The sequence below is a fragment of the Streptococcus sp. 27098_8_75 genome, assembly GCF_041432475.1.
Taxonomy (GTDB): Bacteria; Bacillota; Bacilli; order Lactobacillales; family Streptococcaceae; genus Streptococcus; species Streptococcus gordonii.
This window is the reverse complement of sequence record NZ_JAPVZR010000003.1, coordinates 221,232-243,855: the sequence shown is the minus strand read 5'-3', so window position 1 is coordinate 243,855 and position 22,624 is coordinate 221,232. Positions and strand designations below refer to the sequence as shown.

At 40.6% G+C, this 22,624-nt stretch carries 24 protein-coding genes; 3 read left to right on the top strand and 21 right to left on the bottom strand.

The window, feature by feature from the left end; translation table 11 throughout:
- Positions 1-136 precede the first annotated feature (136 nt).
- From O3640_RS06640 to O3640_RS06600, 9 genes are all read right to left on the bottom strand, one after another.
- Entirely contained in the window at positions 137-1,405 is a 1,269-nt protein-coding gene (locus tag O3640_RS06640; protein ID WP_048774628.1) for a dihydroorotase, read from the bottom strand.
- Positions 1,406-1,417: 12 nt separating this feature from the next.
- Positions 1,418-1,882 (bottom strand): 8-oxo-dGTP diphosphatase, encoded by a 465-nt coding sequence (locus O3640_RS06635; RefSeq protein WP_048774629.1) that lies wholly within the window; start codon positions 1,880-1,882, stop codon positions 1,418-1,420.
- Between the two features lie 8 nt (positions 1,883-1,890).
- The gene (locus tag O3640_RS06630) at positions 1,891-2,544 is read right to left on the bottom strand and encodes a uracil-DNA glycosylase (RefSeq protein ID WP_048774630.1); all 654 of its coding nucleotides are present in this window, start codon (positions 2,542-2,544) and stop codon (positions 1,891-1,893) included.
- A gap of 34 nt (positions 2,545-2,578) precedes the next feature.
- Positions 2,579-3,331, bottom strand: a complete 753-nt coding sequence (locus O3640_RS06625; protein WP_268723214.1) for a DUF4336 domain-containing protein — start codon at positions 3,329-3,331, stop codon at positions 2,579-2,581.
- Positions 3,332-3,333: 2 nt separating this feature from the next.
- Positions 3,334-4,887 carry a hypothetical protein gene (locus O3640_RS06620; RefSeq protein ID WP_268721977.1) on the bottom strand — a complete coding sequence of 518 codons (1,554 nt, stop codon included), beginning with the start codon at positions 4,885-4,887 and terminating at the stop codon, positions 3,334-3,336.
- Between the two features lie 134 nt (positions 4,888-5,021).
- Positions 5,022-5,651: an orotate phosphoribosyltransferase gene (gene pyrE, locus O3640_RS06615; protein WP_061595899.1), complete on the bottom strand. Its 630-nt coding sequence runs from the start codon at positions 5,649-5,651 to the stop codon at positions 5,022-5,024.
- A gap of 78 nt (positions 5,652-5,729) precedes the next feature.
- Entirely contained in the window at positions 5,730-6,422 is a 693-nt protein-coding gene (pyrF, locus tag O3640_RS06610) for an orotidine-5'-phosphate decarboxylase (protein ID WP_045503251.1), read from the bottom strand.
- Positions 6,423-6,671: 249 nt separating this feature from the next.
- Positions 6,672-7,610, bottom strand: coding sequence for a dihydroorotate dehydrogenase (locus O3640_RS06605; protein WP_227221330.1), 939 nt, complete (start codon positions 7,608-7,610; stop codon positions 6,672-6,674).
- Positions 7,611-7,619: 9 nt separating this feature from the next.
- Positions 7,620-8,426, bottom strand: coding sequence for a dihydroorotate dehydrogenase electron transfer subunit (locus O3640_RS06600; protein WP_125397129.1), 807 nt, complete (start codon positions 8,424-8,426; stop codon positions 7,620-7,622).
- 187 nt (positions 8,427-8,613) lie between these two features.
- On the opposite strand from O3640_RS06600, the gene O3640_RS06595 reads away from it, so the two are divergent.
- Both O3640_RS06595 and O3640_RS06590 read left to right on the top strand, forming a co-directional pair.
- Positions 8,614-9,522, top strand: coding sequence for a LysR family transcriptional regulator (locus O3640_RS06595; RefSeq protein ID WP_227221331.1), 909 nt, complete (start codon positions 8,614-8,616; stop codon positions 9,520-9,522).
- Between the two features lie 22 nt (positions 9,523-9,544).
- On the top strand, positions 9,545-10,525 hold the full coding sequence (locus O3640_RS06590; RefSeq protein WP_048780139.1) for a hypothetical protein: 981 nt from the start codon (positions 9,545-9,547) through the stop codon (positions 10,523-10,525).
- 27 nt (positions 10,526-10,552) lie between these two features.
- Here O3640_RS06590 and O3640_RS06585 read toward each other — a convergent pair whose 3' ends face one another.
- The 9 genes from O3640_RS06585 to rpiA form a co-directional block, all read right to left on the bottom strand.
- Positions 10,553-11,518 (bottom strand): hypothetical protein, encoded by a 966-nt coding sequence (locus O3640_RS06585; protein ID WP_227221332.1) that lies wholly within the window; start codon positions 11,516-11,518, stop codon positions 10,553-10,555.
- A 123-nt stretch (positions 11,519-11,641) separates the two neighbouring features.
- Positions 11,642-12,373, bottom strand: coding sequence for an NAD-dependent protein deacylase (locus tag O3640_RS06580; RefSeq protein WP_223343929.1), 732 nt, complete (start codon positions 12,371-12,373; stop codon positions 11,642-11,644).
- 11 nt (positions 12,374-12,384) lie between these two features.
- Positions 12,385-13,146 (bottom strand): hypothetical protein, encoded by a 762-nt coding sequence (locus tag O3640_RS06575; RefSeq protein WP_227221333.1) that lies wholly within the window; start codon positions 13,144-13,146, stop codon positions 12,385-12,387.
- The gene (gene deoD / locus O3640_RS06570; protein WP_008809205.1) at positions 13,143-13,856 is read right to left on the bottom strand and encodes a purine-nucleoside phosphorylase; all 714 of its coding nucleotides are present in this window, start codon (positions 13,854-13,856) and stop codon (positions 13,143-13,145) included. The genes O3640_RS06575 and deoD overlap by 4 nt, the downstream gene beginning before the upstream one ends.
- 221 nt (positions 13,857-14,077) lie before the next feature.
- On the bottom strand, positions 14,078-14,788 hold the full coding sequence (locus tag O3640_RS06565; RefSeq protein ID WP_227221334.1) for a type 1 glutamine amidotransferase: 711 nt from the start codon (positions 14,786-14,788) through the stop codon (positions 14,078-14,080).
- Complete coding sequence (locus O3640_RS06560) at positions 14,785-16,020, bottom strand: chloride channel protein (RefSeq protein ID WP_268723215.1); 1,236 nt, start codon at positions 16,018-16,020, stop codon at positions 14,785-14,787. The genes O3640_RS06565 and O3640_RS06560 overlap by 4 nt, the downstream gene beginning before the upstream one ends.
- Positions 16,021-16,024: 4 nt before the next feature.
- Positions 16,025-16,837, bottom strand: coding sequence for a purine-nucleoside phosphorylase (locus O3640_RS06555; RefSeq protein ID WP_227221335.1), 813 nt, complete (start codon positions 16,835-16,837; stop codon positions 16,025-16,027).
- Between the two features lie 28 nt (positions 16,838-16,865).
- A complete protein-coding gene (locus O3640_RS06550) occupies positions 16,866-18,077 on the bottom strand; it encodes a phosphopentomutase (protein ID WP_227221336.1) in 1,212 nt (403 codons plus the stop codon).
- A 12-nt stretch (positions 18,078-18,089) separates the two neighbouring features.
- Entirely contained in the window at positions 18,090-18,767 is a 678-nt protein-coding gene (gene rpiA / locus O3640_RS06545; protein WP_227221337.1) for a ribose-5-phosphate isomerase RpiA, read from the bottom strand.
- Between the two features lie 230 nt (positions 18,768-18,997).
- Between rpiA and mnmE the strand changes: the two genes are divergently transcribed.
- Entirely contained in the window at positions 18,998-20,371 is a 1,374-nt protein-coding gene (mnmE, locus tag O3640_RS06540; RefSeq protein WP_227221338.1) for a tRNA uridine-5-carboxymethylaminomethyl(34) synthesis GTPase MnmE, read from the top strand.
- A gap of 150 nt (positions 20,372-20,521) precedes the next feature.
- Here mnmE and O3640_RS06535 read toward each other — a convergent pair whose 3' ends face one another.
- From O3640_RS06535 to O3640_RS06525, 3 genes are all read right to left on the bottom strand, one after another.
- Positions 20,522-21,091: a TlpA disulfide reductase family protein gene (locus O3640_RS06535; protein WP_227221339.1), complete on the bottom strand. Its 570-nt coding sequence runs from the start codon at positions 21,089-21,091 to the stop codon at positions 20,522-20,524.
- 415 nt (positions 21,092-21,506) lie between these two features.
- The gene (locus O3640_RS06530; protein WP_060553517.1) at positions 21,507-22,205 is read right to left on the bottom strand and encodes an LrgB family protein; all 699 of its coding nucleotides are present in this window, start codon (positions 22,203-22,205) and stop codon (positions 21,507-21,509) included.
- Positions 22,198-22,578, bottom strand: a complete 381-nt coding sequence (locus O3640_RS06525) for a CidA/LrgA family protein (RefSeq protein WP_008809214.1) — start codon at positions 22,576-22,578, stop codon at positions 22,198-22,200. Before O3640_RS06525 ends, O3640_RS06530 begins: the two co-directional genes overlap by 8 nt.
- Positions 22,579-22,624 lie beyond the last annotated feature (46 nt).

Here is a 22,624-nt window from a genome sequence, read left to right as displayed (position 1 = left end):
CGTCCTCTTTTTCTTTTTTATTAGTTTTATTATATCGAAAAAGGGAGTAAAAGTGAATTATTTTCTGTTATTTACCTATTTATGTTCGTATCTAAACAAAAAATCTGAGATCTTATTTATCTCAGATTTCTATAGTTTATCCTTCAAAAACAACTTCCCCATCACAGATGGTGAACTTCACTTGGCCTTTAAGCTTTTCACCAACAAAAGGTGAATTGGCAGCCTTGGAGGCAAAGTGGTCAGTCACAAGTCTATCGGCTTCCGGGTCAAATATTATCAAATCTGCAGGACCATCCTGAGCGATGAAGCCAACATCAAAACCATACAAACGTGCTGGATTGATTGTCATTTTCTCCAAAAGTTCCATCAAGCTCAGATGGCCAGCCTCAACTAGGTAGGTCAGTCCCAGAGAAAGCGAAGTCTCAAGACCAGTCATACCAGAAGGTGCTTTAGTGATGTCTTCAACATTTTTCTCGTCAGCATGATGTGGAGCATGGTCCGTCGCAATGACAGAAATGACACCAGATTTGAGCCCATCGATAACTGCTAGCCGGTCCGATTCTAAGCGCAGAGGCGGATTCATTTTAGCATTGCTACCCTTAGTCAATAGCAGAGCTTCTGTCTTAGAAAAGTGCTGAGGTGCTGCTTCAGCAGTGACTTGAGCGCCTAGCTTCTGAGCGAATTCCACAACCTTTACACTCTCAGCCTTGGACAAATGCTGGATATGCACATGAGCCTTTGCATCATAAGCAATCATAACATCGCGAGCAATCATGCTGTATTCTGCCACACCTGTCGCGCCGCAGATATGAAAATGCTCTTTGGCAATATGCTCATTGAAACCAAGTATGCCGTTGAGATTGGGATCTTCCTCATGCAAGCTGATAAAGGTGTCATTTTTACGTGCTTCTACGAGCGCCTGGCGGACAATGCCAGCGTTGGTCAGCGGAATACCGTCATCAGAAAAACCAACCGCTCCTGCTGCCAAGAGACCTTGGAAATCTGTCAGATGCTGCCCATCAAAATTCTCTGTAATCGTCGCGACCGACTTGATATGGATATTTTCCCGACTAGCTGACTCCAGCACTTCCTTCAGGGTTTCAACTGTAGAGATGGTCGGATTGGTATTAGCCATCATAACAACTGTCGTAAAGCCACCTGCTGCTGCTGCCAAGGCTCCCGTATGAATATCTTCCTTATGAGTCTGGCCCGGCTCCCGGAAATGCACATGTATATCCACCAAACCCGGAGCCACAACCAAACCACTGGCATCAATGACTTTTGCATCTTTCGCCTGCAAATCTTGACCGATTTTAACAATCTTTTTCCCCTCAACCAAGAGGTCAGTAATTTGGTCAAAACCAGTCTTAGGATCCATAACTCGTCCGTTTTTGATTAATAGCATCGTCTTATCTCCTTATTCGTAAAAGTCCACCTGCGTATCCAACAGCTTATCCCCGTCATAAACAAACTTTGCAGAAAAGAAAGGCTTGTCTTCTAAAAGCCACTCAACAAAGGTATGATCGCCTTCCCAGGTTGGTTTAGATAAGACCTGGTCATAGGGTACCCATTCCAAAGTCCCTTCATTGCAGTCAATCAGTTCCCCCTCAAACTCGGTCACCTTAAAAACATAGGTATACCAGTCCAAATTAGGAGTAAACTCTGGAAAAGTAATAATGCCTTTGAGAACGGGCTTGGCCTTTAGACCTGTTTCCTCTAAAATCTCGCGTGCAGCACATTCCTGCGGGGTTTCTCCTCGCTCTAGTTTGCCACCGACACCAATCCACTTCCCAGCATGAACATCGTTGGGCTTTTTGTTGCGGTGCAGCATGAGAAACTCCCGGCCATTATCAATATAACAAATCGTTGCTAACTGAACCATACTACCTCCTAAGCTAACCAATCGATAGGTTCCAAGCCTTTAGCCACTAAAAAATCATTGGTACGAGAAAAAGGTTTACTACCAAAGAAACCACGATAAGCGGACAGCGGACTTGGGTGAGCTGACTCGATTATCAAATGTTGGGAATTGCTAATCAAGGCTTTTTTCTTGCGGGCGTAAGAACCCCAGAGGATAAAGACGACTGGATCAGTCTTCTCATTAACTACCTTGATAATAGCATCCGTAAAAGGCTCCCAGATTAAACCGGCATGCGCATTTGCCTGACCAGCAGGCACTGTCAGCCCAGCATTAAGCAAGAGAACACCCTGCTGAGCCCAGGAAGTCAAATCATGCGACTCTTTCACTCCGATATCATCAGCCAGTTCTTTGAGAATATTCTGCAAAGAAGGCGGAGCTGGAATGTCATCAGGCACCGAAAAACTCAAGCCCTGTGCCTGTCTCGGTCCGTGGTAGGGATCCTGCCCTAAAATAACCACCTTAACATCCGCTAAATCTGTCGTCTGAATCGCGTTAAACACCTTTTCCCGCGGTGGGTAAATGGTTCCTGAAGCATACACTTCATCTAAAAAATGATTGATTTTTGCAAAATAACCTTCCGGCAGCTGCTCCTTAATCAAAGCGTGCCAAGCTGAATGCTGCATATATGTCTCCTCTCATTTCCTAGGATTGGATTTTTTATCGAATCCACCTAAATGCTCTTCTTAGTTCTGCTGTGCCATTTTCCAGAAAACAGCGACCGTGAGCCAGAATGATTTTTTCTGGTTTCCATGCTAACATCTGCTCTAAGCACTTCTTTGCTTCTTTTTGGTAACCGACAAAAGTCATACGGTAGTCAATAGGGGTCTGCCCATCCGGAGCTGAAACACGAACTAATTTATAAGCCTTGCTGCGAAGCGGACTTGCAAAATGCTCTGTTTCAAAATTCTCAATCAAATCCGTCAAAATCAAGGTTCCACTGTCCTTGTGGAAAAAGACCACTTCCTCAATATAAGCACTTCCCTTGAAAACCAACTGATCTATCTGGTCTGCCCAAACTTGTGGAGCCTCATTCGTCAGCTTTTCATCAAAAGAGACTGGGATTTTCTGCTTGGATGCTCTTCTTTCAACTCCTGGGCTAGACCAAGCAACTGCCTCAGGATAACGCTTCTTCCAGTCAGCCATATAGGCATAGTGAATCTTATTAGGTGAAACAAGGTGTGCGACTGGTCCCAAAGCATCTAACTGGTCAAACAAGGCTTGATTTGGTTGGATTGGTGAATGGCACCAGAGCTGGCCATTTGCTAACTTGATGACCGTCATGCGGGTAGAAAATGGCAACTTTGTCAGCACCGCATCCATCTCAATCAAATCACCGTCGACAATCCAGATATTCTCAGCAATGGGCTTCAAGGTATAAAGCGGTTCATAGATAGGAACAGGTCTTTTCATCTTCAATCATTCCTTTTCAACGACTTTAGTTTGGAAATTTTTGGCCACAAACGGCTTTTCTTCAAATCTTGAGAATACTGACTTAAACCAAGAGCAGAAACTAGTAAAATCTGTGGTAAAAATTGGATAAGATAACGGGTTTTCCCACCTTCAAAAATCTGTAGGAAGAGTAAGCCTCCAAAAACAGCAAGATTCAAAAAATTGATGCGATCATCAGGTCGGAACTTCCATAAAGTCATAACGAGACCTAGACTCATAACAATCCAAACTAGCTGCTTGATAAGAGCATAATAAACATACTCCTTCTTATCAATGCTTAAAAAGAATGTCCGAACAAACTGAGCAAGTGGATTGTTCTTTGTCTTTTCGTATAAAGGATTAATAAATGGTGTCTTTTCATTTTCAACATCCCGATAGAGCCAACCCAGAGTCCCCTCTGCCACTGTTAGAGATTGCTTGTAATATAAGTGCCCCCAAAATGTCGCGGGTGTATATTCCTTCAATCGACGCTTAATTTCCTTAATGACATTTTCCTTAGCGAACATGCCATTATTATAGTCATCCCTCTTGCTGGGTTCAATATATTGGAGTAACCCTTCTTTCATATCTGCTTGATTATGACCTATGTATGTAAGCCCCAAATTGATAAAGAGAAGTGGTCCTTTAGTTAACCCTTCTTTTTGAATAATTGTCACTTCATTCTGATTTTTAATCCCGGTATTTACTAGACTGTAGAGCATAGCAAAAGAGAGAGAGAATACGCATAAAACTAAAAAGAATTGCTTCCACTGCTTCTGCAAAAAGAATGTTACGAAGAAGGCAATCAAGAGAATCATGACTGTCGGGCGAACAAAATATAAGAAGCCTGTTAGCAACCCCAACGAAATACTTAAGGCAGTCAATTTCTTAATACTGTCAGCTTTAAAGATTCCAAAAATTAAGAAAATCTGTAAAGAAATAAAGGGCAGTGGCGGAATATCCGTATACATAGAGAAGAAATAAGGAGAAAATCCAGCCAAAAGTACATAAAGACTAAAAACGATATCAGCCGATTTTTGATTAAAGAATTTTTGACTTCCCTTATACAAAATACACGCAGTTAGATTAGCATACACCATGTTTAGTCCCTGCATTATCCAAAGTGCAGACGACTCCCCAAACAGCTTGTAGAAAAAGCGTTCGTAGAGAAAGAGAGGTAAGTTATTTGGGTTACGTGTGATATAGCTTGAAATCGATGTTTCTTTAAGTAAGCGAAATGCCCCGTTCAGAACAACTGCTGCATCCCGACGCACCAGTAATTCAGCTGCCCAAATCATAATAAGCTGAAAAATGATCACAGCTAGCATGATCGCTAATTTATGTCGCATCAAATAGCGGTATACTTTTAAAACTTCTTTACGATAATAATAAGCTCCAATCAGCAAGATACCAAAAATTGGATAGGCCCAATAACTCATCTCACTGATATAAAAGATTGAAACAAGAAACCAATGTACTACAAGGACTAACATGATTTTTTGTAAAATGGAAAACGATAGACGATAAATCTTTGACATAGGCTTATTATAGCAAAAATCAAGGTTTTTAGCTAAGAAAATACAGCAATCAAGAGACTGCTGCTTTTCTTTTAGCAAAGATAAAGTATCTGTTTCGATATGAAATATCGTTTAAACTCAAGCAGAACAAACTCTTAAAGATGCCAATTTTCTTGGTCTTCCTTAAAGCGTTTCAATAAGGCTAATCCTTCAGCATTGATATAACCTTCTTGCTCAGCTAGGTGAATCAACTCTGTATAGTTTGACAAAGTCACTAATTTCACACCCGCTTCATTGAAGTTTTTATCTGCTTTTGGCAGCTCATAGGTAAAGATAGCTGCTGCACCAATCACATCCGCACCTTCACGTTTCGCTGCAGCAATAGCATCTAAAACAGAACCACCTGTCGAGATTAAGTCCTCAATAACAACCATCTTCTGCCCTGGCGCTACCCGTCCTTCAATTTGATTGCCCGCTCCGTGATCTTTTGGTTTGCTGCGAATGTAGGCAAATGGCAGGTTCATCTTATCAGCGATAATGGCTCCGTGGGGAATACCGGCTGTCGCAGTTCCAGCAATGACTTCTACATCTGGAAATTCTGCCCGAATTTTTTCGACGAAACCATCTTCAATCAAGGTCCGAGTCTCTGGATAGGCCAAGGTCACACGGTTGTCTGTGTAAATAGGTGACTTGATACCTGATGCCCATGTAAAAGGCTCTTCTGGCTTCAAATACACTGCTTTGATTTTCAATAAATCACGCGCAATCTCTTTTGCTAAAGTCATTATTTGCTCCTTATAAATTTGAAATTTTATGATACTGTTAATTTTGTATAACGATTTAATTCGAATTACTTGTTTTGCTTAGCTATTCCACTGCTTCTTTATTTCATGATAAGCATCCCAAGGATTTTCAGCTTGGATAATCGGACGACCGACTACAATATAATCACTACCGATTTGATGTGCTTCTTGCGGAGTCATAACCCGTTTCTGGTCACCAATTTCTGCTCCAGCTGGTCGAATACCCGGTGTCACACAGAGAAAGTCTTCAGCAGTAGCCGCCTTAATTAGTTCAACTTCTTGAGCTGAACAAACTACACCATCCAAACCAGCTTCCTTAGCTTTACGAGCGTAATTTACAACAGACTCCTGAACCGTTGTCTGGATGTTTTGACAATCACGCATATCTTCTTCACTGGTCGAGGTCAGCTGAGTCACTGCAACCAGTTTAGCCTTGTCTCCCAAAACCTTCTTAGCTTCGCTCATCATCTCCACACCGCCAGCTGCATGAACCGTCACCATGTCGATGCCAAAAGTTCCTAAGACAGACATGGCTGAGCGCACAGTATTGGGAATGTCATGTAGCTTCAGATCCAAGAAAATGCTGTGTCCAAGTCCTTTCAAATAATGAACAATTTCTGGACCGATAGCATAGAAGAATTCCATACCGATTTTTACAAATAGTTTTTCATCTTCTGGAAAATGCTCCAAAAAAGCTTTGACATCGTCAAAAGATGGAAAGTCAAGGGCGATAATAGGACGTTCTTCACGCATGTAGGGATAATCTCCTTTTTTGATTATTAGCTTTAAAGAACTCCGGCAGGTACTCCTGTTGTCAACTATATCTTCACACTAGACTCGAAAATATAGAAAAAACCTTGCCTGAGAGCAAGGTTACACGAAAATGTGGCAGAATTTGCCATTCAAACGTATGATCCTTAGTAGCCTCTCTGGACTTCTTTAAAGGTTATATTTAGTTCATTCTATAATTTCACAGCAAGATTGTCAAGCAAAAATGTAACTTTAAAGCAAATTATCTCGAACTTCTTTTCGTAAGCTTTCAAGACTTTCGATGCCGTATTTATCCATCGCCTTAGGCAGATCTTCAATGATGGTCGGACAGGCATATGGATCTGTGAAATTGGCAGTTCCCACTCCAATAGCTGAAGCGCCCGCTATAAACATCTCCAGAGCAGCCTCCGCCGAATCAACTCCCCCCATACCAATGATAGGAAGTTTGCTTGCCTGCGCCACTTGACGGATCAGCTTGAGCGCTACCGGAAAGACAGCTGGACCCGACATACCACCTGTGCCATTAGCGATAATATGCTTGCGTGACTTCAAGTCAAATCGCATACCTACCAAGGTGTTAATCATGGTAAATCCAGCAGCTCCAGCATCTTCAACGGCCTTGGCTACCTGAGTAATATCAGCCACACTCGGAGTTAATTTGACATAGACAGGTACATCAGAAGTATCTACTGCTGCCTTGGTTGCTTGGTAAGCCAACTCTGGAACTTGACCAATCAAAAGCCCAGCATTTCCATGGTCAACATTAGGACAGGAGATATTGAGCTCAATAGCCTTTACATTAGGGGCTTGAGAAATTTTCCCAGCCACTGTGGCATATTCTTGATTGGAAAAACCTGCTACATTAGCGATGATTGGAAGGTCGGGATAATGTTTTTCCAACCAAGGCAGTTTTTCAGCTAGAACAGCCTCAACACCTGGATTTTGCAGACCGATGGCATTGAGCATTCCAGCTGGCGTTTCTGCCACACGCGGAGTGGGATTGCCAAAGCGGGGCTCCAAAGTCGTAGCCTTTATCATGATAGAACCCAGCAAGTCCAAGTCATAGTATTTGGCATATTCTTGACCGAAACCAAAGCAACCTGATGCTGGAATAATTGGATTTTTCAGGTCCAAGCCTGGCAAGGAAACTCTTAAACGTTTATCACTCATTTTTTCCTCCTAGACAATAATCGTGCCCGTTTCGAAGACCGGACCATCTTCACAAACCCGCTTATTGACTGACTCGTCCTGACCTGCCACATGAACGACACAAGCATAGCAGGCACCCATACCACACGCCATACGAGATTCCATGGAGAGATAAGCATGCGGATGATCCTGAAACTTACGATCGACGTACTGAAGCATAGCTGGCGCTCCACAGGAATAGACAGCCACATAGTCTTGGGTCATCTCATCTACCACCGCTGATACATAGCCCTTGCGACCATAGGAACCATTATCCGTCGTGACAATGACATCAGCGTATTTTTTCATTTCTGCTTCCAAAATAACAGCAGATTTATCATAAAATCCCAGAACAGCTGTCACTTGAGCTCCCTTAGCATGCAATTCTTTAGCAACCTCAAGCAGGGGAGGGACACCAATCCCACCACCGATTATCAAAACTCGGTCACCTGTCCTTACAGGGCTCAAATCAAAGCCATTGCCCTGAGGCCCCATAACATCAAGAAACGAGCCGACTGGCAGTTGAGAAAAAATAGCCGTCCCGCCGCCTTCTATCCGATAGATGATGCGACAAGTAAGATTGTCACGATCAATCTCTGCGATTGAGATAGGCCGGCGCAAAAGCTTGCTGTCATCTGGTACCCGAATATGTAAAAACTGCCCAGCCTGCATCTGGCTGACCATTTGGCCCTTTAGGAGCATGGAAAAAATATTAGGTGCAATTTCTACTTGCTCTAGCAGTTCCATCTGTTCCAGCATAATCTTACCAAATCTCTTTTTGCAACTGTCACTAACCATGACAACCTCACTTTCTACAAGAAAAAACCTCGCCACAGCAAGGTTTCGCAAAAAACAAGGCAGTCAATTGCCTCTTATATCGTTTTTCCTACCTTGCAGCCTCACTGGACTTGATTAAAGGTTTAAATTTATCATATTCTACAACTAAATAGATGTTTTGTCAATCCTATTATGATAAAATAGTCCTATGAGAATTCAACAACTACACTATATTATCAAAATCGTCGAAACTGGCAGCATGAATGAGGCTGCCAAGCAACTTTTTATTACCCAGCCTAGCCTATCTAATGCTGTGAGGGACCTCGAAAACGAGATGGGGATTGATATTTTCATTCGCAATCCCAAGGGAATCACTTTGACCAAAGATGGCATGGAATTTCTATCTTATGCTCGTCAAGTGGTTGAGCAAACACAACTTCTAGAGGAACGGTACAAGAACCCTGTCGCCCATCGCGAACTCTTCAGCGTATCTGCCCAACACTATGCTTTTGTAGTCAATGCTTTTGTCTCCCTCCTTAAGAAAAGTGATATGGAAAAATATGAGCTATTTCTTCGGGAAACTCGTACTTGGGAAATCATTGATGACGTTAAAAACTTCCGCAGTGAAATTGGTGTCCTCTTTCTCAACAGTTATAATCGTGATGTCCTATCCAAAATGCTAGATGATAATCATCTAGTTGCAACTCATCTCTTCACCGCCCAGCCCCATATATTTGTCAGCAAGTCCAATCCTCTGGCTAAGAAAAAAATGGTTCAACTGTCAGATTTAGAAAATTTCCCTTATCTCAGCTACGACCAAGGGACCCATAATTCCTTCTACTTTTCTGAGGAAATCCTCTCCCAAGAACACCATAAAAAGTCTATCGTAGTCAGTGACCGAGCTACTCTTTTTAACCTCTTGATTGGTCTGGACGGATACACGATTGCTACTGGTATCCTCAACAGCAACCTCAATGGTGACAACATTGTCTCTATTCCGCTTGATATTGATGACCCAATCGAGCTAGTCTACATCAAACATGAAAAAGCCAGCCTATCCAAGATGGGAGAAAAATTCATTGAGTATCTGATTGAGGAAGTGAAGTTTGATAAATAGATAAACGCTATTAGGAGATTAAATGGAATCAAAACGCCTAGTTAAAATATCTTGGATTTGTATTACCCTTGTTCTTGGAATAATCATTTACTTCAATATACACCCTATCCCTACTTTGATTAAACCTGGACTAACCATCACTATAAAAAATATTGACGGTGGTTTTTTTAACGCTACGAATCCTGTTAAAAACCTAGAAGACGCTGAAAACAATTTTTATGTAAAATTCAATATAAAAAAAGTTGATTATGTTTCTGAATCAGATTTTAACATTTATGATAATAACGGAAAGCAAGTCCCAATAACTGACTTTAGTTCTACTTTTGCTGAATATTCAAGTAATGATATTCAAATTTGGTTCAAAGGAAAAGCAAATACTAAATATAGACTTGTATATAATGATGATAACAATACCGACTATAGCGTCAATTTTGATACCCCTTCAAAAAAATCATACCTAAAAAAAGATGATCAGATTGTTAAAGCTTATGTAAAAAAATATTTAGAAAATGGAATAAAAGACGAATTAACTGAAAATATTATTAAATATAATTCAGATAGTATATATGCTAATATCTCACCATACTATACTCCATCAGATAAGGAAAATAAAGCTATTGTTCAAGCATATTGGGATGCTTTTATAAAAAACTGGAAAAACTACAGTATCGAAATGACAGAGGCTAGTGATGATAAATATTCATATACTATTAGGTATAGGTGGGGTGAGCCTGATATGGAAGAGTTAAATAAAAGGATAGATGAGAGAGAAAACCAACTAAAAAAAGAGCTAGGTAGTGATTATGAAAAACTCTTCAAGAAGATTATTACTGAGATACCAACTATGATTAGAAAGACCCCACAGAAAGAACCAGAAGAAAAATCTATAAGTTTTTCAATAAATAGAGAGGATATAGAAACACTTAATAGTCGAACCAGTTACAATAATATTTCAACGATTTCAAGTAAATTTAAATCGCCTCTCATGAAATTATATCCTTAAAATGAAGGAATCCAGATATTTTCTAAGCTACCTGGATTCTTTTTTATTTTGATTTAAAACTTCAGCAATGTATTCAGATTTATTTTCATCTATATAGGTTTTTGAGTTTGACTTGACCTTATAGTCATGATCATTAATTTGTTCGACAATATAAGAATGCGTAATGGTCATTTTAAACTGACTCCCTGTCGTACTAACACTTAGAGGTAAGTTAGTAAATTCGTCTGAATAGAAGATTCTGGGGTAAGAGTGATTTGAAGTATGAGTTAATCTATTGTTATAAAAATCATACTTTCTATCCCAGTAGTTACCCTTATGCTGCTTTTGATAATCTTCAAAAAAATCTAATTTATCATCCAAACTATTTTTCGAACTAGTAAAAAAAATAGGAGTCAAACTAAAATCAGGTTTATTCCCATATTCAAAATACGTTTGCTTCTCTCCTGTTTTAGGATTTTTTAATTGGTAAGAAATCTCACTGCTGACTTCTGGAACCTGATAAAGAGTATCGCCCTCATAAAGAAATAATAATATGTCTATAAGATTGCTAGTTCTCTTGTTATCGGGCAACTTAAAGTCCGGAAAACGAAAACTTAACTTTTGATAAATAGAATCATTTAACAAATTGGCACTAAATGATGGACCAATTTCAGAAGTCTCTTCTATGGGAATTTCTGACTTACTACCATCGGTAAAAGTAACATGTAAAATTTGTTTTTCATTATATTCATTCCAATTTGATAACATCTTCTCTGTCAAATCTTGATTTTGGGGTACTTTTTCATTCATTTGATGTACAAATTCAATGTTCAAATCCTTAACTACTTTTTTCTTAGGTTTGATCTCACTTACTTTGTAGTTGTATACTGTATAATATTGATTTTCCCAATCAAACCATTCTGGCATAAGATAATAACGCAAGCTGATAAATGTAACCAACAAAAAAGATATTACAATTAAGATTACTTGGTGCTTTCTCTTTAATTTTTTCATCTAGACCTCCTAGGCTCTACATTTTATTATAACATAGTCACATGAGTTTATATAGTTACTTCCCAACAGTAGATAATATAAAACACCCGAAAAAGCTTTTTATGGCTATTTTCAGGTGTTATTTTAAGTTCTCAATTTAGAAAACACTTCTCCTATCTTTCCTTCAATAACAAGGTCCGCCTGACTATCTTGAGGGATGCTGGTCTTGTTGATGACGACCAGATGCTTACCTACAAAGTACTGGATGAGGCTGGCTGCAGGATAGACGACCAAGGAAGTGCCACCGATTATCAGCAGGTCTGCTTGCTGGATAGCTTGAGCCGCCTGCTGAAAAACCTCCATATCTAGAGGTTCTTCATAAAGAGTCACATCAGGTTTTACAATGCCTCCACATGCAAGACAGTGAGGAACGGTACCCTTCAAAGCCAGAAAACCGTCCAAATTATAGAATCTCTGACAATTCAGACAGTAATTTCTATCCGCACTGCCATGAAGCTTGAGAACCCTTTTCGAACCGGCCATTTCATGCAAGCTATCGATATTTTGAGTCACAACAGCCTTGAGCCTGCCTTCCTTCTCCAAATCCGCCAAGTAGGCATGGGCTGCATTGGGCTTGGCATCTGGATAGAGCAGGTACTTCTTGTAGAAGTCAAAAAACTCCTGCGGATAGCGTTCAAACATAGTGTGAGAAACTAGCTGCTCTGCTGTAAAATGCCTTCCTAGCTTGACACTGTATATCCCATCAGAACTGCGAAAGTCCGGAATGTTGGATTCAGTCGAAACTCCAGCCCCACCGAAAAAGACGATATCCCGGCTTTGATCTATCAATTCTTGCAACCTTGCAATCTTATCCATCCTACTACTCCTTATAAGAGACTTTCTACGATCGCATTTGCACGGTCGAAGTAAAAAGGCTCCCTCTGATAAACTATGCCTGTCTCCTGCGCCAAATCAATCAGAAGCTCCATAAAGTGCTGAGACGAGAAACCTGTCGTTCTGTGCAATTCTTCCTCATCAAAAGGCCTGATAAGATGGGCAAGCGGATTACGGACTGATCTTTCCAACTCTCTTAGTTGCCCTGCCGATTTTTTGACAGATTCGGACAAATCCAACTGTAAAATCAGCTCCGTTAAACTAGAAGAATTAACCGTGCTTTCCGTATGGAAATTTTGCAAAATAGGATTATCAGAATTCCTCATCTTCTCAAACTTCCAACGGTCGTAACTGGCCTCTCTAGAATTATGAATATAGCTGTCAATATCTGGTAACTGCATGCGAATCAACCGCATAAAAATCCTATAAATGGCCGGACTAACTGCTCTAACAAAGTCAATCAATTGTTCATTTCTCAATTTTGCGTCTAGGTCATAAAGGTAATTAGCCAGCTGCTCGTCTGCTTCATTTTCATGGCAAAAAAGCTGAAAATCAGCTGGATTCATTCCAGTGATTTCCAACTTTAGATTCATGATAGATTGGATGTTGAGCTCTCTTCGCTCCGCTAGTGCCCCAAGAAGGCGAACCAAGTCAGACTGGGTAGACTTTCCTGCTCGCTCAGCCAGTTTAAGGGCATAAGCATAGTCATAGCGGGAAATCGCAAAGAGAATAGCTTTTTTAGCATCTACTTTCATGCTTCAGCAATCAAGGTTTCCAAACCAACCTTCATCATATCAGTGAAGGTATTTTGACGTTCTTCTGCAGTAGTGTCTTCATCTGGATTGACCAAACTATCAGAAATAGTCATGATAGCTAGCGCATCAACATGGTGTTGGGCAGCAAGATAGTAAAGCGCTGCTGCTTCCATTTCCACAGCCTTAACACCCCATTTACCGAGCTCGATGTTCTTTTCAAAGTAGTTTGAATAAAAGACATCAGAAGACAAAACATTACCAACGTGGGTGGTCATACCGAGATCTTTGGCAATATGGTAGGCCTTGTCTAGTAAATCAAAGCTAGCAATTTGCGGAAAATCGTACTGTGGCCAGTCATTACGGATAATGTTTGAGTTAGTTGCAGCTGCCTGTGCCAAAACCAATTCACGAACATGGACATCTTCGTTTAACGAACCTGCAGTTCCGACACGGATTAATTTTTTAACCCCGTAGTCAACAATCAACTCACTCGCATAGATAGAGATTGATGGCATCCCCATCCCAGTTCCCATGACAGAAACACGGTGACCTTTATAAGTACCAGTGTAACCAAACATGTTACGCACTTCGTTAAAACAAACAGCATCTTCAAGGAAGTTCTCCGCAATAAACTTAGCGCGAAGAGGATCCCCCGGAAGAAGAATTTTATCAGCAATTTCACCCTGCTGAGCAGCAATATGAATAGACATAGTTTATGATACAAAGAGCGAGAAGAAAACGACTGAAAATTAGGAATCTGACGAGAAATCCTGATTTCTCAGTCAGATTATCTATTTTCCGAGTTTTCCGCTCGTGTTCAAATTAGAACACCTTGCTCTACCTTTCTTTCTTAATTTTAAATTTAAATATGTCGCAGAACAGTTAGACCGAGTTTGACTACAAACTCAAATACTCTGCCTTTCTGTAGTTCCTAGTTTACCAATGAATCTAAAAATTTATAGAGTTTTGCATTCATTTCTTTATAATCGTAAGCTCGAATGACTTCAGGCTTTTGGACAAAGGTCAATTTTCGACTTTGTTCTTCCAAGACCTCTTCACCATCCGCGGCAATTAATAGTTCAACAGCTTCTGGATTAAATTCCAAATGAGCCTGAAAGGCATAATGTTTCGGACTGAAGCGAATAATTTGACGTGGACAACCTTGACTCGTCGCAAGAACAACAGCATCCTCTGTCAGCCCTGGCATATCACCGTGCCAGTGACCAGAATCAAAGCTTGCTCCAAACAAACTAACATGAGGATCTACAAGCCCTTCAGGTGTCAATGTCACAGGATAAACCCCAATTTCACGCTCAGGACTATGTTCATACTTCGCACCATAAGCAACAGATAGAAGCTGCGCACAAAGACAAACACCAACAATATAGATATCTGCAGCAATCGCTTCTTTCATAAAAGAAAGCTCAGCCTTTGGATCATAATATGGGAAGTTTTCTCTATCCTCATCGGGAGATTGAGGACCACCCATGACAATCAGAAAGTCAATCCCGTCAATTGTTTCAGGAAGAGGTTCTTTTTCGTAAACCTTTGTTGTTGTAATGTGATGACCTCGTTCCAGAGCCCATTTGAGATAAGCGCCTGGCACTTCAAATGTTTCATGCAGTACAAAATGTACCTTCATTGTTCCTTCTCACATCTCTTTCTAATCACGTAAGACATTCCTGCCGCTAGTACAAGCGGTATTGTCAAACTCCAATCCTGACCTGTAAATCCAAGACTTAGGGCAATAGCCGTCAGAGGAGCTTGTAAGGTCGTCCCTAAAAAGACTGTTGCTCCTAATAGCATTCCTAGAGCTGGATCCAGATGAATGCCAACTACTGTCAAAAGCAAGGTCACTAAGTAGCCAGATCCAATCCCCAAGGCAAATGATGGTGTCAAGGTTCCCCCATAGGCACCATTGCGTAAGAGAAGATAAACCAGAAGCCCCTTCATTGCAAGAGCCAGTGGAAGATAGGGAACCGGCTGGCGAGATGACAAGGCTTGCGCTAGTACCTGACCATTTCCCATAAAGATAGGGAAAAAGAATACAAGGCCCCCCAGCAGTAGAAAGGCTAGAGGAAGAGCCCAAAGAATCGACTCATCCTTCCGTCGTTTACGACTAGCCCACTTAGCTAGAGAACTAAAGACCAGAGCCAACGGAGTTACTATTAAAGCAATCAAGATAGCCTGCAAGAAACTGCTGGCCGACCATGAGATTATAGACATGTGATAAATTGCATCATGACCAATAACAAATTGAGAGATCCAAGTTGCCAGATAGGTACTTGTTAATACCAGCAAAAGGTTCTGCCATCTATAAGCAAGCCCTAAGGTCTCAAAGACAAATAAACTACTGGCAAACGGGACTTGATAAACAGCAGCAAGTCCAGCACCTGCACCACAAGCAATCAGTACTTTCTGATCTTTAAGATTTAAAGAAAATTCCCTAGACAAGCAAGTCCCCAGAAGAGCCCCAACCTCACGTGGGGCTCCTTCTTTACCAACCGAAGCGCCTGCTCCGACAATTGTGACCTGCATAGCTGCATGAAGGAGGTGGGCTAAGGGCGCTGGATTAACTTTTCCAACTAACTCAATTTGTTTTCGAATTGACAAAATTTTGTTGCGTGTCTGTAGGACATACCAAAAACATGCCGCCAAGCATCCTGTCACACATAAGACAAGGAATCTACGAATTCCACCTGCCTGTTGGAATTGCTGTAGCAAGTCCAACCTATGTTGTCCAAAGGCTAACCATTGAATGCTTTCTAATAGATAATGACAAGCAATCCCAACGATCCCCATACTTATTCCTAACACTAAAGTAGCTAGAGACAACCTCAGTCTGTATGGTAAGAATCGGAGACGTTCATTCATGACATTACAATTCAGCAAGAATCGCTTTAAGCAAGCCTTTGAAGTCGGATTTGACACGTTCAGTTACTTCTACTACTTCTTCGTGATTGAGTTCTTCTTGGAAACCAGCCGCAAAGTTAGTAATACATGAAATACCAAGGACTTTCAAGCCAGAATGTGCTGCCACAATCACTTCAGGAACTGTAGACATGCCGACTGCGTCTGCTCCCAAGGTCTTATAGGCACGGATTTCTGCTGGTGTTTCATAAGTTGGACCAGTTACACCGATATAGACACCTTCATCAAGCTTGATACCAAGTTTTTTAGCCACTTCATGGGCAGTAGCGCGGTATTCTGGTGTATAGGATTTTGACATATCTGGAAAACGTGGACCAAAGTCATCCAAGTTTTCACCGATCAATGGGTTTTGCCCCGTCATATTGATATGGTCTGAGATAGCCATTAAAGTACCAGGTCCATAACCAATACCACCAGCTGCATTGGTTACAAGAACCCCTTCACATCCCAAAACTTTCATGACACGCACTGGGAAAGTTACGACCTCCAAAGGATTGCCTTCATAGAAGTGGAAACGGCCTTGCAGTGCCAAGACTTTACGTCCTGCCAAGTCTCCATAGACTAATTTACCAGCGTGGCCAACGACAGTTGAGCGGCCCCAGCTCGGAATATCCGCATAATCAAGACTAACAGCATTTTCGATTTCTTCAGCCAATTCTCCTAAACCAGATCCCAAAATCAGACCAAATTCAGGTTCTGTCATTCCTTTTTCTTTTAAGAAGGCTGCTGTTGCTTTGATTTTTTCTGATAATGTTGTCATAAATATTTTCCTCACTCTCTTAAAGTTCTTATACCAATTTGTCCAAGAAGCTTTCACCAATCATCGCTTTGTCCACTCCGAAGTTTTCAGCAACAGTAGCTGAAATATCTGCAAAGTGTCCGACAGGAATATGACCGTGACCGCTTAAAGATTTTCCAAAAATTAAGAGAGGGATATATTCACGAGTATGGTCAGTACCAGCGTAGGTAGGGTCATTACCATGGTCAGCAGTAATCATGAGCAAGTCATCTTCACGCATATTTTCAATGATTTCAGGAATACGAGCATCAAACTCTTCCAAACAGTCGCGATAGCCATGCGGATTACGACGGTGACCGTAAAGAGCATCGAAGTCTACTAAGTTAGTAAAGGAGAATCCGTGTTTGAAGTCTTCGTCCTTCAATGCTTCAACTAAATTATCTACCCCATGATTATTGGACTGATTGTGGCCCATGTCATGGTTGATCCCAGCACCGTTGAAGATGTCGTTGATCTTACCAACAGAGTAAGTATCGATTCCCGCTTCGTTAAGCTTATCAAGTACAGTTGGCTCGAATGGTGATACTGCGTAGTCGTGACGATTAGCAGTACGGGTGAAGTTTCCTGGTTCACCAACATATGGACGGGCAATGATACGTCCTAGAAGCGCAGGTCTATCCAAAGTAATTGAACGAGCATATTCACAAATGCGATAGAGTTCTTCCAATGGAATCACTTCTTCATGAGCAGCAATCTGCAATACTGGATCAGCAGAGGTATAGATAATTAGCTCGCCTGTTTCCATCTGACGAGGACCAAAGTCATCAATAACTGCAGTTCCTGAATATGGCTTATTAGCCTCACGAATAACTTTACGGCCAGAAAATTCTTCAATCTGAGTCAAGATTTCTTCTGGGAAACCATTCCAGAAAGTATCAAATGGTTCAGTAATATTTAGTCCCATGATTTCCCAGTGGCCAGTCATCGTGTCTTTTCCGAGTGATACTTCCTCAAGTTTAGTATAATAACCGCTTGGATTTGCTTCCTGAGGAACTGTCTTCAAAGGAACAGGACGTTCGATATTTCCTAAACCGATCTTAGCCATATTAGGGACGGTAAGTCCAACTGTTTTGGAAATATGTCCCAGAGTATCTGAAGCACCGTCTGGCACTCCAGCATTAACAAAGTTGTTAGCATCGGGTGCGGCACCAATACCAACTGAGTCCATAACTACTAAGTGAATACGATTAAATTTTGCCATAAGATCCTCCTTTTATTTATTGGCTTCTAAAACTTGAACACCAGCTTTTCCTGCTACAATAACCTTATCTACCATTTGGTTAAAGAGACCGTGCTCAACTACACCAACAATATGGTCTAATTCACGGGCAAACTCAATAGGGTTTTCAATCACACCCAAATCTAGGTCAATGATAAAATTCTGCATATCCGTAACAAAACGTTGACCATCTTTCTGACGAAAAGATGGTTTGTAACCTGCACGTTCAAAGCGACGAAAAACTTGCTCTGCACCATACTGGACAACTTCGACTGGAAGCTTAAAAGCTCCTAGTTTCTCGACCAATTTACTTTCATCAACTACCCAAATGTAGCTTTTTGTCGGTGTTGCAACGACCTTCTCCATAAGGAGAGCGCCCCCACCACCTTTTATACCATTAAAGTTTGGATCAACCTCATCTGCCCCATCAACTGTCACATCAACTAAGTCAACTTCATCAATGGATTTGAGTGGAATTCCCAAACCTTCTGCTTGTTGGCTGGTTACACTTGAAGTTGTTACTGCGATAATCTGCAGTCCTTCTTCTTTGATCCGACGGCCAATCTCTTCGACAAAATAATAAGCGGTCGAACCCGTTCCAAGTCCAACTACCATACCATCTGTCACGAACTCAGCAGCCTTAATACCTGCCATCTTCTTTAGATTCTCCATTTTGACCTCCTTTGCATTTTTCAGGCGTTTGAACCGTAAAAAAAAGGTTCTTTGCCCAGCCAAAAGAATCAATCTATTTATAGTATAACACTATTTCATAGAACATGAAAGCATTTTCCTAATTTCTAATAATTTTTTGAAAATTGCCATAGTTAAATCAAAACCTTGCTCCCCTTTCGTTTTTACGTTACAATTAAGGTAATAATTTAAATATCAAGGAATACTAAAATATGATCACAAGAGAATTTGATACAATCGCTGCGATTTCTACGCCTCTTGGGGAAGGAGCTATCGGTATTGTCAGGTTAAGCGGAACTGATAGCTTTGCTATTGCCCAAAAAATCTTCAAAGGAAAAGATCTGAGTAAGGTAGCTAGCCACACGCTCAACTACGGCCATATTGTCGACCCTCAAAACCAAGAAGTACTAGATGAAGTTATGGTCGGTGCTATGCGCTCACCCAAGACTTTTACACGCGAGGACATCATTGAAATAAACACTCACGGGGGAATTGCGGTTACTAATGAAATCCTGCAACTAGCTATTCGAGAAGGAGCTAGAATGGCAGAGCCTGGTGAGTTTACCAAGCGGGCCTTTCTTAATGGTCGAGTGGATCTGACTCAAGCCGAGGCCGTTATGGACATCATCCGTGCCAAGACCGATAAAGCCATGAACAACGCTGTCAAACAGCTCGATGGCTCTCTTTCTAACCTCATTAACAACACCCGTCAGGAAATCCTCAACACACTGGCTCAGGTAGAGGTCAATATTGACTACCCTGAGTACGATGATGTGGAAGAAATGACGACACAGCTCATGCGAGAGAAAACAGCCGAGTTCGAGGAACTCCTGACATCTCTTCTCAATACTGCTCGACGTGGTAAGATTTTGCGCGAAGGCATTTCCACTGCTATCATCGGGCGCCCAAACGTTGGAAAATCAAGCCTGCTTAATAATCTTCTGCGCGAGGACAAGGCCATTGTGACAGATATTGCTGGAACTACTCGGGATGTGATCGAGGAGTATGTCAATATCAAGGGTGTACCGCTCAAGCTAATCGATACCGCAGGAATTCGGGAAACCGATGATCTTGTAGAACAGATTGGAGTTGAGCGTTCTAAAAAAGCTCTGCAGGAAGCCGACTTGGTCCTCTTAGTTCTCAACGCCAGCGAACCTTTGACAGATCAGGACAAACAATTGCTTGAAATCAGTCAGGATAGCAATCGTATCGTCCTACTTAACAAGACTGACCTAGAACAAAAGATTGAGCTTGATCAGCTCCCTACTGATATCATTAAGATTTCTGTCCTCCACAACCAAAATATCAATAAAATTGAAGAGCGCATCAATCAGCTCTTCTTTGAAAATGCTGGTATCGTCGAACAAGACGCCACCTACCTGTCTAACGCTCGCCATATCTCCTTAATTGAAAAAGCTCTGGAAAGCCTTCAAGCCGTCAACCAAGGATTGGAAATGGGTATGCCGGTAGACCTTCTCCAAGTTGATATGACCCGTACTTGGGAAATCCTCGGTGAAATCACTGGTGATGCTGCTCCAGACGAACTCATCACCCAACTCTTTAGCCAATTCTGCTTGGGTAAATAAGATTTCTATATAGGCATTAAACTCTATTTTAACAACACCTATTTATAATAAAATAAAAGGTATGATTCTTGTGTCCTACAAAGATTCATACCTTTTATTATTTATCGAAAGCTACTTAGAGAGTCTATTATAAGCTCTCCATTTAGTTCTTTATTTTAAAATCTCTTCTAGCTCTTTTTCGAGCGCTGCTTCGTCATGAAAGTTTAATATCACTTTTTTTACTTTTTGATTCTTATCGACTAGGTAAATCCCAGGAATTGATTGAACATGGAGGATATCCGCTGCTTTCTCACCTGCATCATAGTAATAGGGGAAGGTATAGTCTTTCTCACTGACATACTGATCCGCTTGTTCCTTTGTTTCCTTATGAAAATCAAGCATATCCAACATGACAAAATTTATTTTGTTTTTATACTTTTCGTAAACTTTTTGAATCTCCGGTAACTGTCGCTGGCAATAAGGACACCAGCTAGCCCACTCTACTACCAGCATAGGCTTATCATAAAACTCTGAACTCTTCTTTAAAGCCCCTAGCTGATCTTCCATTTCAAACTCTGGCAATTGCTGACCTGTCAATACATGTTCTACAGCTGCACTTCCACTTGTCTGTGTAGAAGCTTTATTGTTCTTTTTATTTCCAGAAAAATAAAGCATAGCAAAAACTGCCGCAACAATGACTCCTACAGTCAGAAAGGGCAACCACCATTTATCTTTTAACATTTTCTCACCTCATAATAAATCCATCTCAAAATATTTAATAAATATAAGAGATTGCAGTCTATAAACACTCAAAAAATATTGTTCTAAACTATTGAAAATATTTTTGTATAACGCGCCAGTAGTAAATTTATTATATCAGTTTCACTGTACCACATCAACAACTTTAACTTACAAGATATACTATAGTGTTGTAAAATTCATAACATCATTCTTTGGACTAATTCATCCATTAGAAATCTTGATTTTGCTGACCTAAAGATATTGTTCCCCATTTCAATTTTTCCCTCTATTTATAGCTAAAACTAAATTCTTCTCTTGCATCCTACTTCTTAAAAGTATTTTACTTTATAACAACTAAAAACAACATTTCAAAAAGATAAGAAATCATCAAAAAATAAATAAGAGGTTTCCCCTCTTATTTTGCTAAAATGAGCCCCGCAATTAAAGGACTGACAAAAACATACATTAAACCTGTCACTCCAATGGCCAAACCAGCCATAGCTCCCTCAACTTGACCATATTTAAAGGCTGCTCCTGTTCCGACTGCATGACCTGTTCCCCCAAGTGCTAAGCCAATAGCAACAGGATCTTCAATTTTAAGAAGTTTTAAAATAGTCGGCCCCATAACACTTGTCAAAATCCCTGTCGCTACAACAACTACTAAAGTAATTGTTGTGATCCCCTGCATCTTATCAACAATACCAACTGCCATTGCAGTGGTTACTGACTTTGGAAACAAAGAAATAGCAAGGAAAAAGTCCATTCCAAAAAATTTTGCTACAAGTGCCGTAAAACTTGTATTTACCAAAACTGATAAAGAGATACCTAATAAGATACTTCTAGCGTGGTGTTTCATTAAATGGAAAGTCTTGTAAAGCGGAATCCCTAAAGCAACTGTCGAAGGAACAATCAGATTATTCAAATATGATCCTCCGATATAATAATCCTTGTAAGAAATCCCAGTCCAAGATAAAAAGAGAATCACTAAAATTGTTGCCAAAAGTAGAGGCGTTGTCAAAGGATGTGGAAAACGTCTAAAAATCAACATTCCAATAAGATAAGCTAAGATAGACAAAGCCAAGCCAAACAAAGGATTAGTAACTACACTAGTCATGTCTTGCTCCCCTTTCTTCATAATCACCTTCATAACGTCTCTTAATAAACTGCACTGTATAGGCAATGACCACAACGTTCAGAACAATTGCCAAGACAACAATCAAAATGATGGGCAGGAGATAAGGTGCTATGATATGAAATTTATCCATAATACCTACTGCTGCTGGCAAAAAAAGAATAGTCATATTTGCCAGTAAAAAATTACCAACCATATTTACATGACGTAGGCGTAGCCATTTGAATTCTAAAGCTAAAAATAACAAAATTAATCCAATGATGCTACCTGGTATCGGTAAGTGAAAAATAGTTGAAATTCCCTCTCCAAGCAAAGAAATCGAAAAGATAATCATCAGTTGTACGTATAATTTCATGAAGCCCCCTCACTTTTCTAAGTAACAGTCTACTACTTTTCAGAAA

What these genes read in the sequence shown, in the direction of transcription:
- O3640_RS06640 (WP_048774628.1), bottom strand. Translation starts at nt 1,405, where the DNA reads ATGCTATTAATCAAAAACGGACGAGTTATGGATCCTAAGACTGGTTTT.
- O3640_RS06635 (WP_048774629.1), bottom strand. Translation starts at nt 1,882, where the DNA reads ATGGTTCAGTTAGCAACGATTTGTTATATTGATAATGGCCGGGAGTTT.
- O3640_RS06630 (WP_048774630.1), bottom strand. Translation starts at nt 2,544, where the DNA reads ATGCAGCATTCAGCTTGGCACGCTTTGATTAAGGAGCAGCTGCCGGAA.
- O3640_RS06625 (WP_268723214.1), bottom strand. Translation starts at nt 3,331, where the DNA reads ATGAAAAGACCTGTTCCTATCTATGAACCGCTTTATACCTTGAAGCCC.
- O3640_RS06620 (WP_268721977.1), bottom strand. Translation starts at nt 4,887, where the DNA reads ATGTCAAAGATTTATCGTCTATCGTTTTCCATTTTACAAAAAATCATG.
- pyrE (WP_061595899.1), bottom strand. Translation starts at nt 5,651, where the DNA reads ATGACTTTAGCAAAAGAGATTGCGCGTGATTTATTGAAAATCAAAGCA.
- pyrF (WP_045503251.1), bottom strand. Translation starts at nt 6,422, where the DNA reads ATGCGTGAAGAACGTCCTATTATCGCCCTTGACTTTCCATCTTTTGAC.
- O3640_RS06605 (WP_227221330.1), bottom strand. Translation starts at nt 7,610, where the DNA reads ATGAGTGATAAACGTTTAAGAGTTTCCTTGCCAGGCTTGGACCTGAAA.
- O3640_RS06600 (WP_125397129.1), bottom strand. Translation starts at nt 8,426, where the DNA reads ATGGTTAGTGACAGTTGCAAAAAGAGATTTGGTAAGATTATGCTGGAA.
- O3640_RS06595 (WP_227221331.1), top strand. Translation starts at nt 8,614, where the DNA reads ATGAGAATTCAACAACTACACTATATTATCAAAATCGTCGAAACTGGC.
- O3640_RS06590 (WP_048780139.1), top strand. Translation starts at nt 9,545, where the DNA reads ATGGAATCAAAACGCCTAGTTAAAATATCTTGGATTTGTATTACCCTT.
- O3640_RS06585 (WP_227221332.1), bottom strand. Translation starts at nt 11,518, where the DNA reads ATGAAAAAATTAAAGAGAAAGCACCAAGTAATCTTAATTGTAATATCT.
- O3640_RS06580 (WP_223343929.1), bottom strand. Translation starts at nt 12,373, where the DNA reads ATGGATAAGATTGCAAGGTTGCAAGAATTGATAGATCAAAGCCGGGAT.
- O3640_RS06575 (WP_227221333.1), bottom strand. Translation starts at nt 13,146, where the DNA reads ATGAAAGTAGATGCTAAAAAAGCTATTCTCTTTGCGATTTCCCGCTAT.
- deoD (WP_008809205.1), bottom strand. Translation starts at nt 13,856, where the DNA reads ATGTCTATTCATATTGCTGCTCAGCAGGGTGAAATTGCTGATAAAATT.
- O3640_RS06565 (WP_227221334.1), bottom strand. Translation starts at nt 14,788, where the DNA reads ATGAAGGTACATTTTGTACTGCATGAAACATTTGAAGTGCCAGGCGCT.
- O3640_RS06560 (WP_268723215.1), bottom strand. Translation starts at nt 16,020, where the DNA reads ATGAATGAACGTCTCCGATTCTTACCATACAGACTGAGGTTGTCTCTA.
- O3640_RS06555 (WP_227221335.1), bottom strand. Translation starts at nt 16,837, where the DNA reads ATGACAACATTATCAGAAAAAATCAAAGCAACAGCAGCCTTCTTAAAA.
- O3640_RS06550 (WP_227221336.1), bottom strand. Translation starts at nt 18,077, where the DNA reads ATGGCAAAATTTAATCGTATTCACTTAGTAGTTATGGACTCAGTTGGT.
- rpiA (WP_227221337.1), bottom strand. Translation starts at nt 18,767, where the DNA reads ATGGAGAATCTAAAGAAGATGGCAGGTATTAAGGCTGCTGAGTTCGTG.
- mnmE (WP_227221338.1), top strand. Translation starts at nt 18,998, where the DNA reads ATGATCACAAGAGAATTTGATACAATCGCTGCGATTTCTACGCCTCTT.
- O3640_RS06535 (WP_227221339.1), bottom strand. Translation starts at nt 21,091, where the DNA reads ATGTTAAAAGATAAATGGTGGTTGCCCTTTCTGACTGTAGGAGTCATT.
- O3640_RS06530 (WP_060553517.1), bottom strand. Translation starts at nt 22,205, where the DNA reads ATGACTAGTGTAGTTACTAATCCTTTGTTTGGCTTGGCTTTGTCTATC.
- O3640_RS06525 (WP_008809214.1), bottom strand. Translation starts at nt 22,578, where the DNA reads ATGAAATTATACGTACAACTGATGATTATCTTTTCGATTTCTTTGCTT.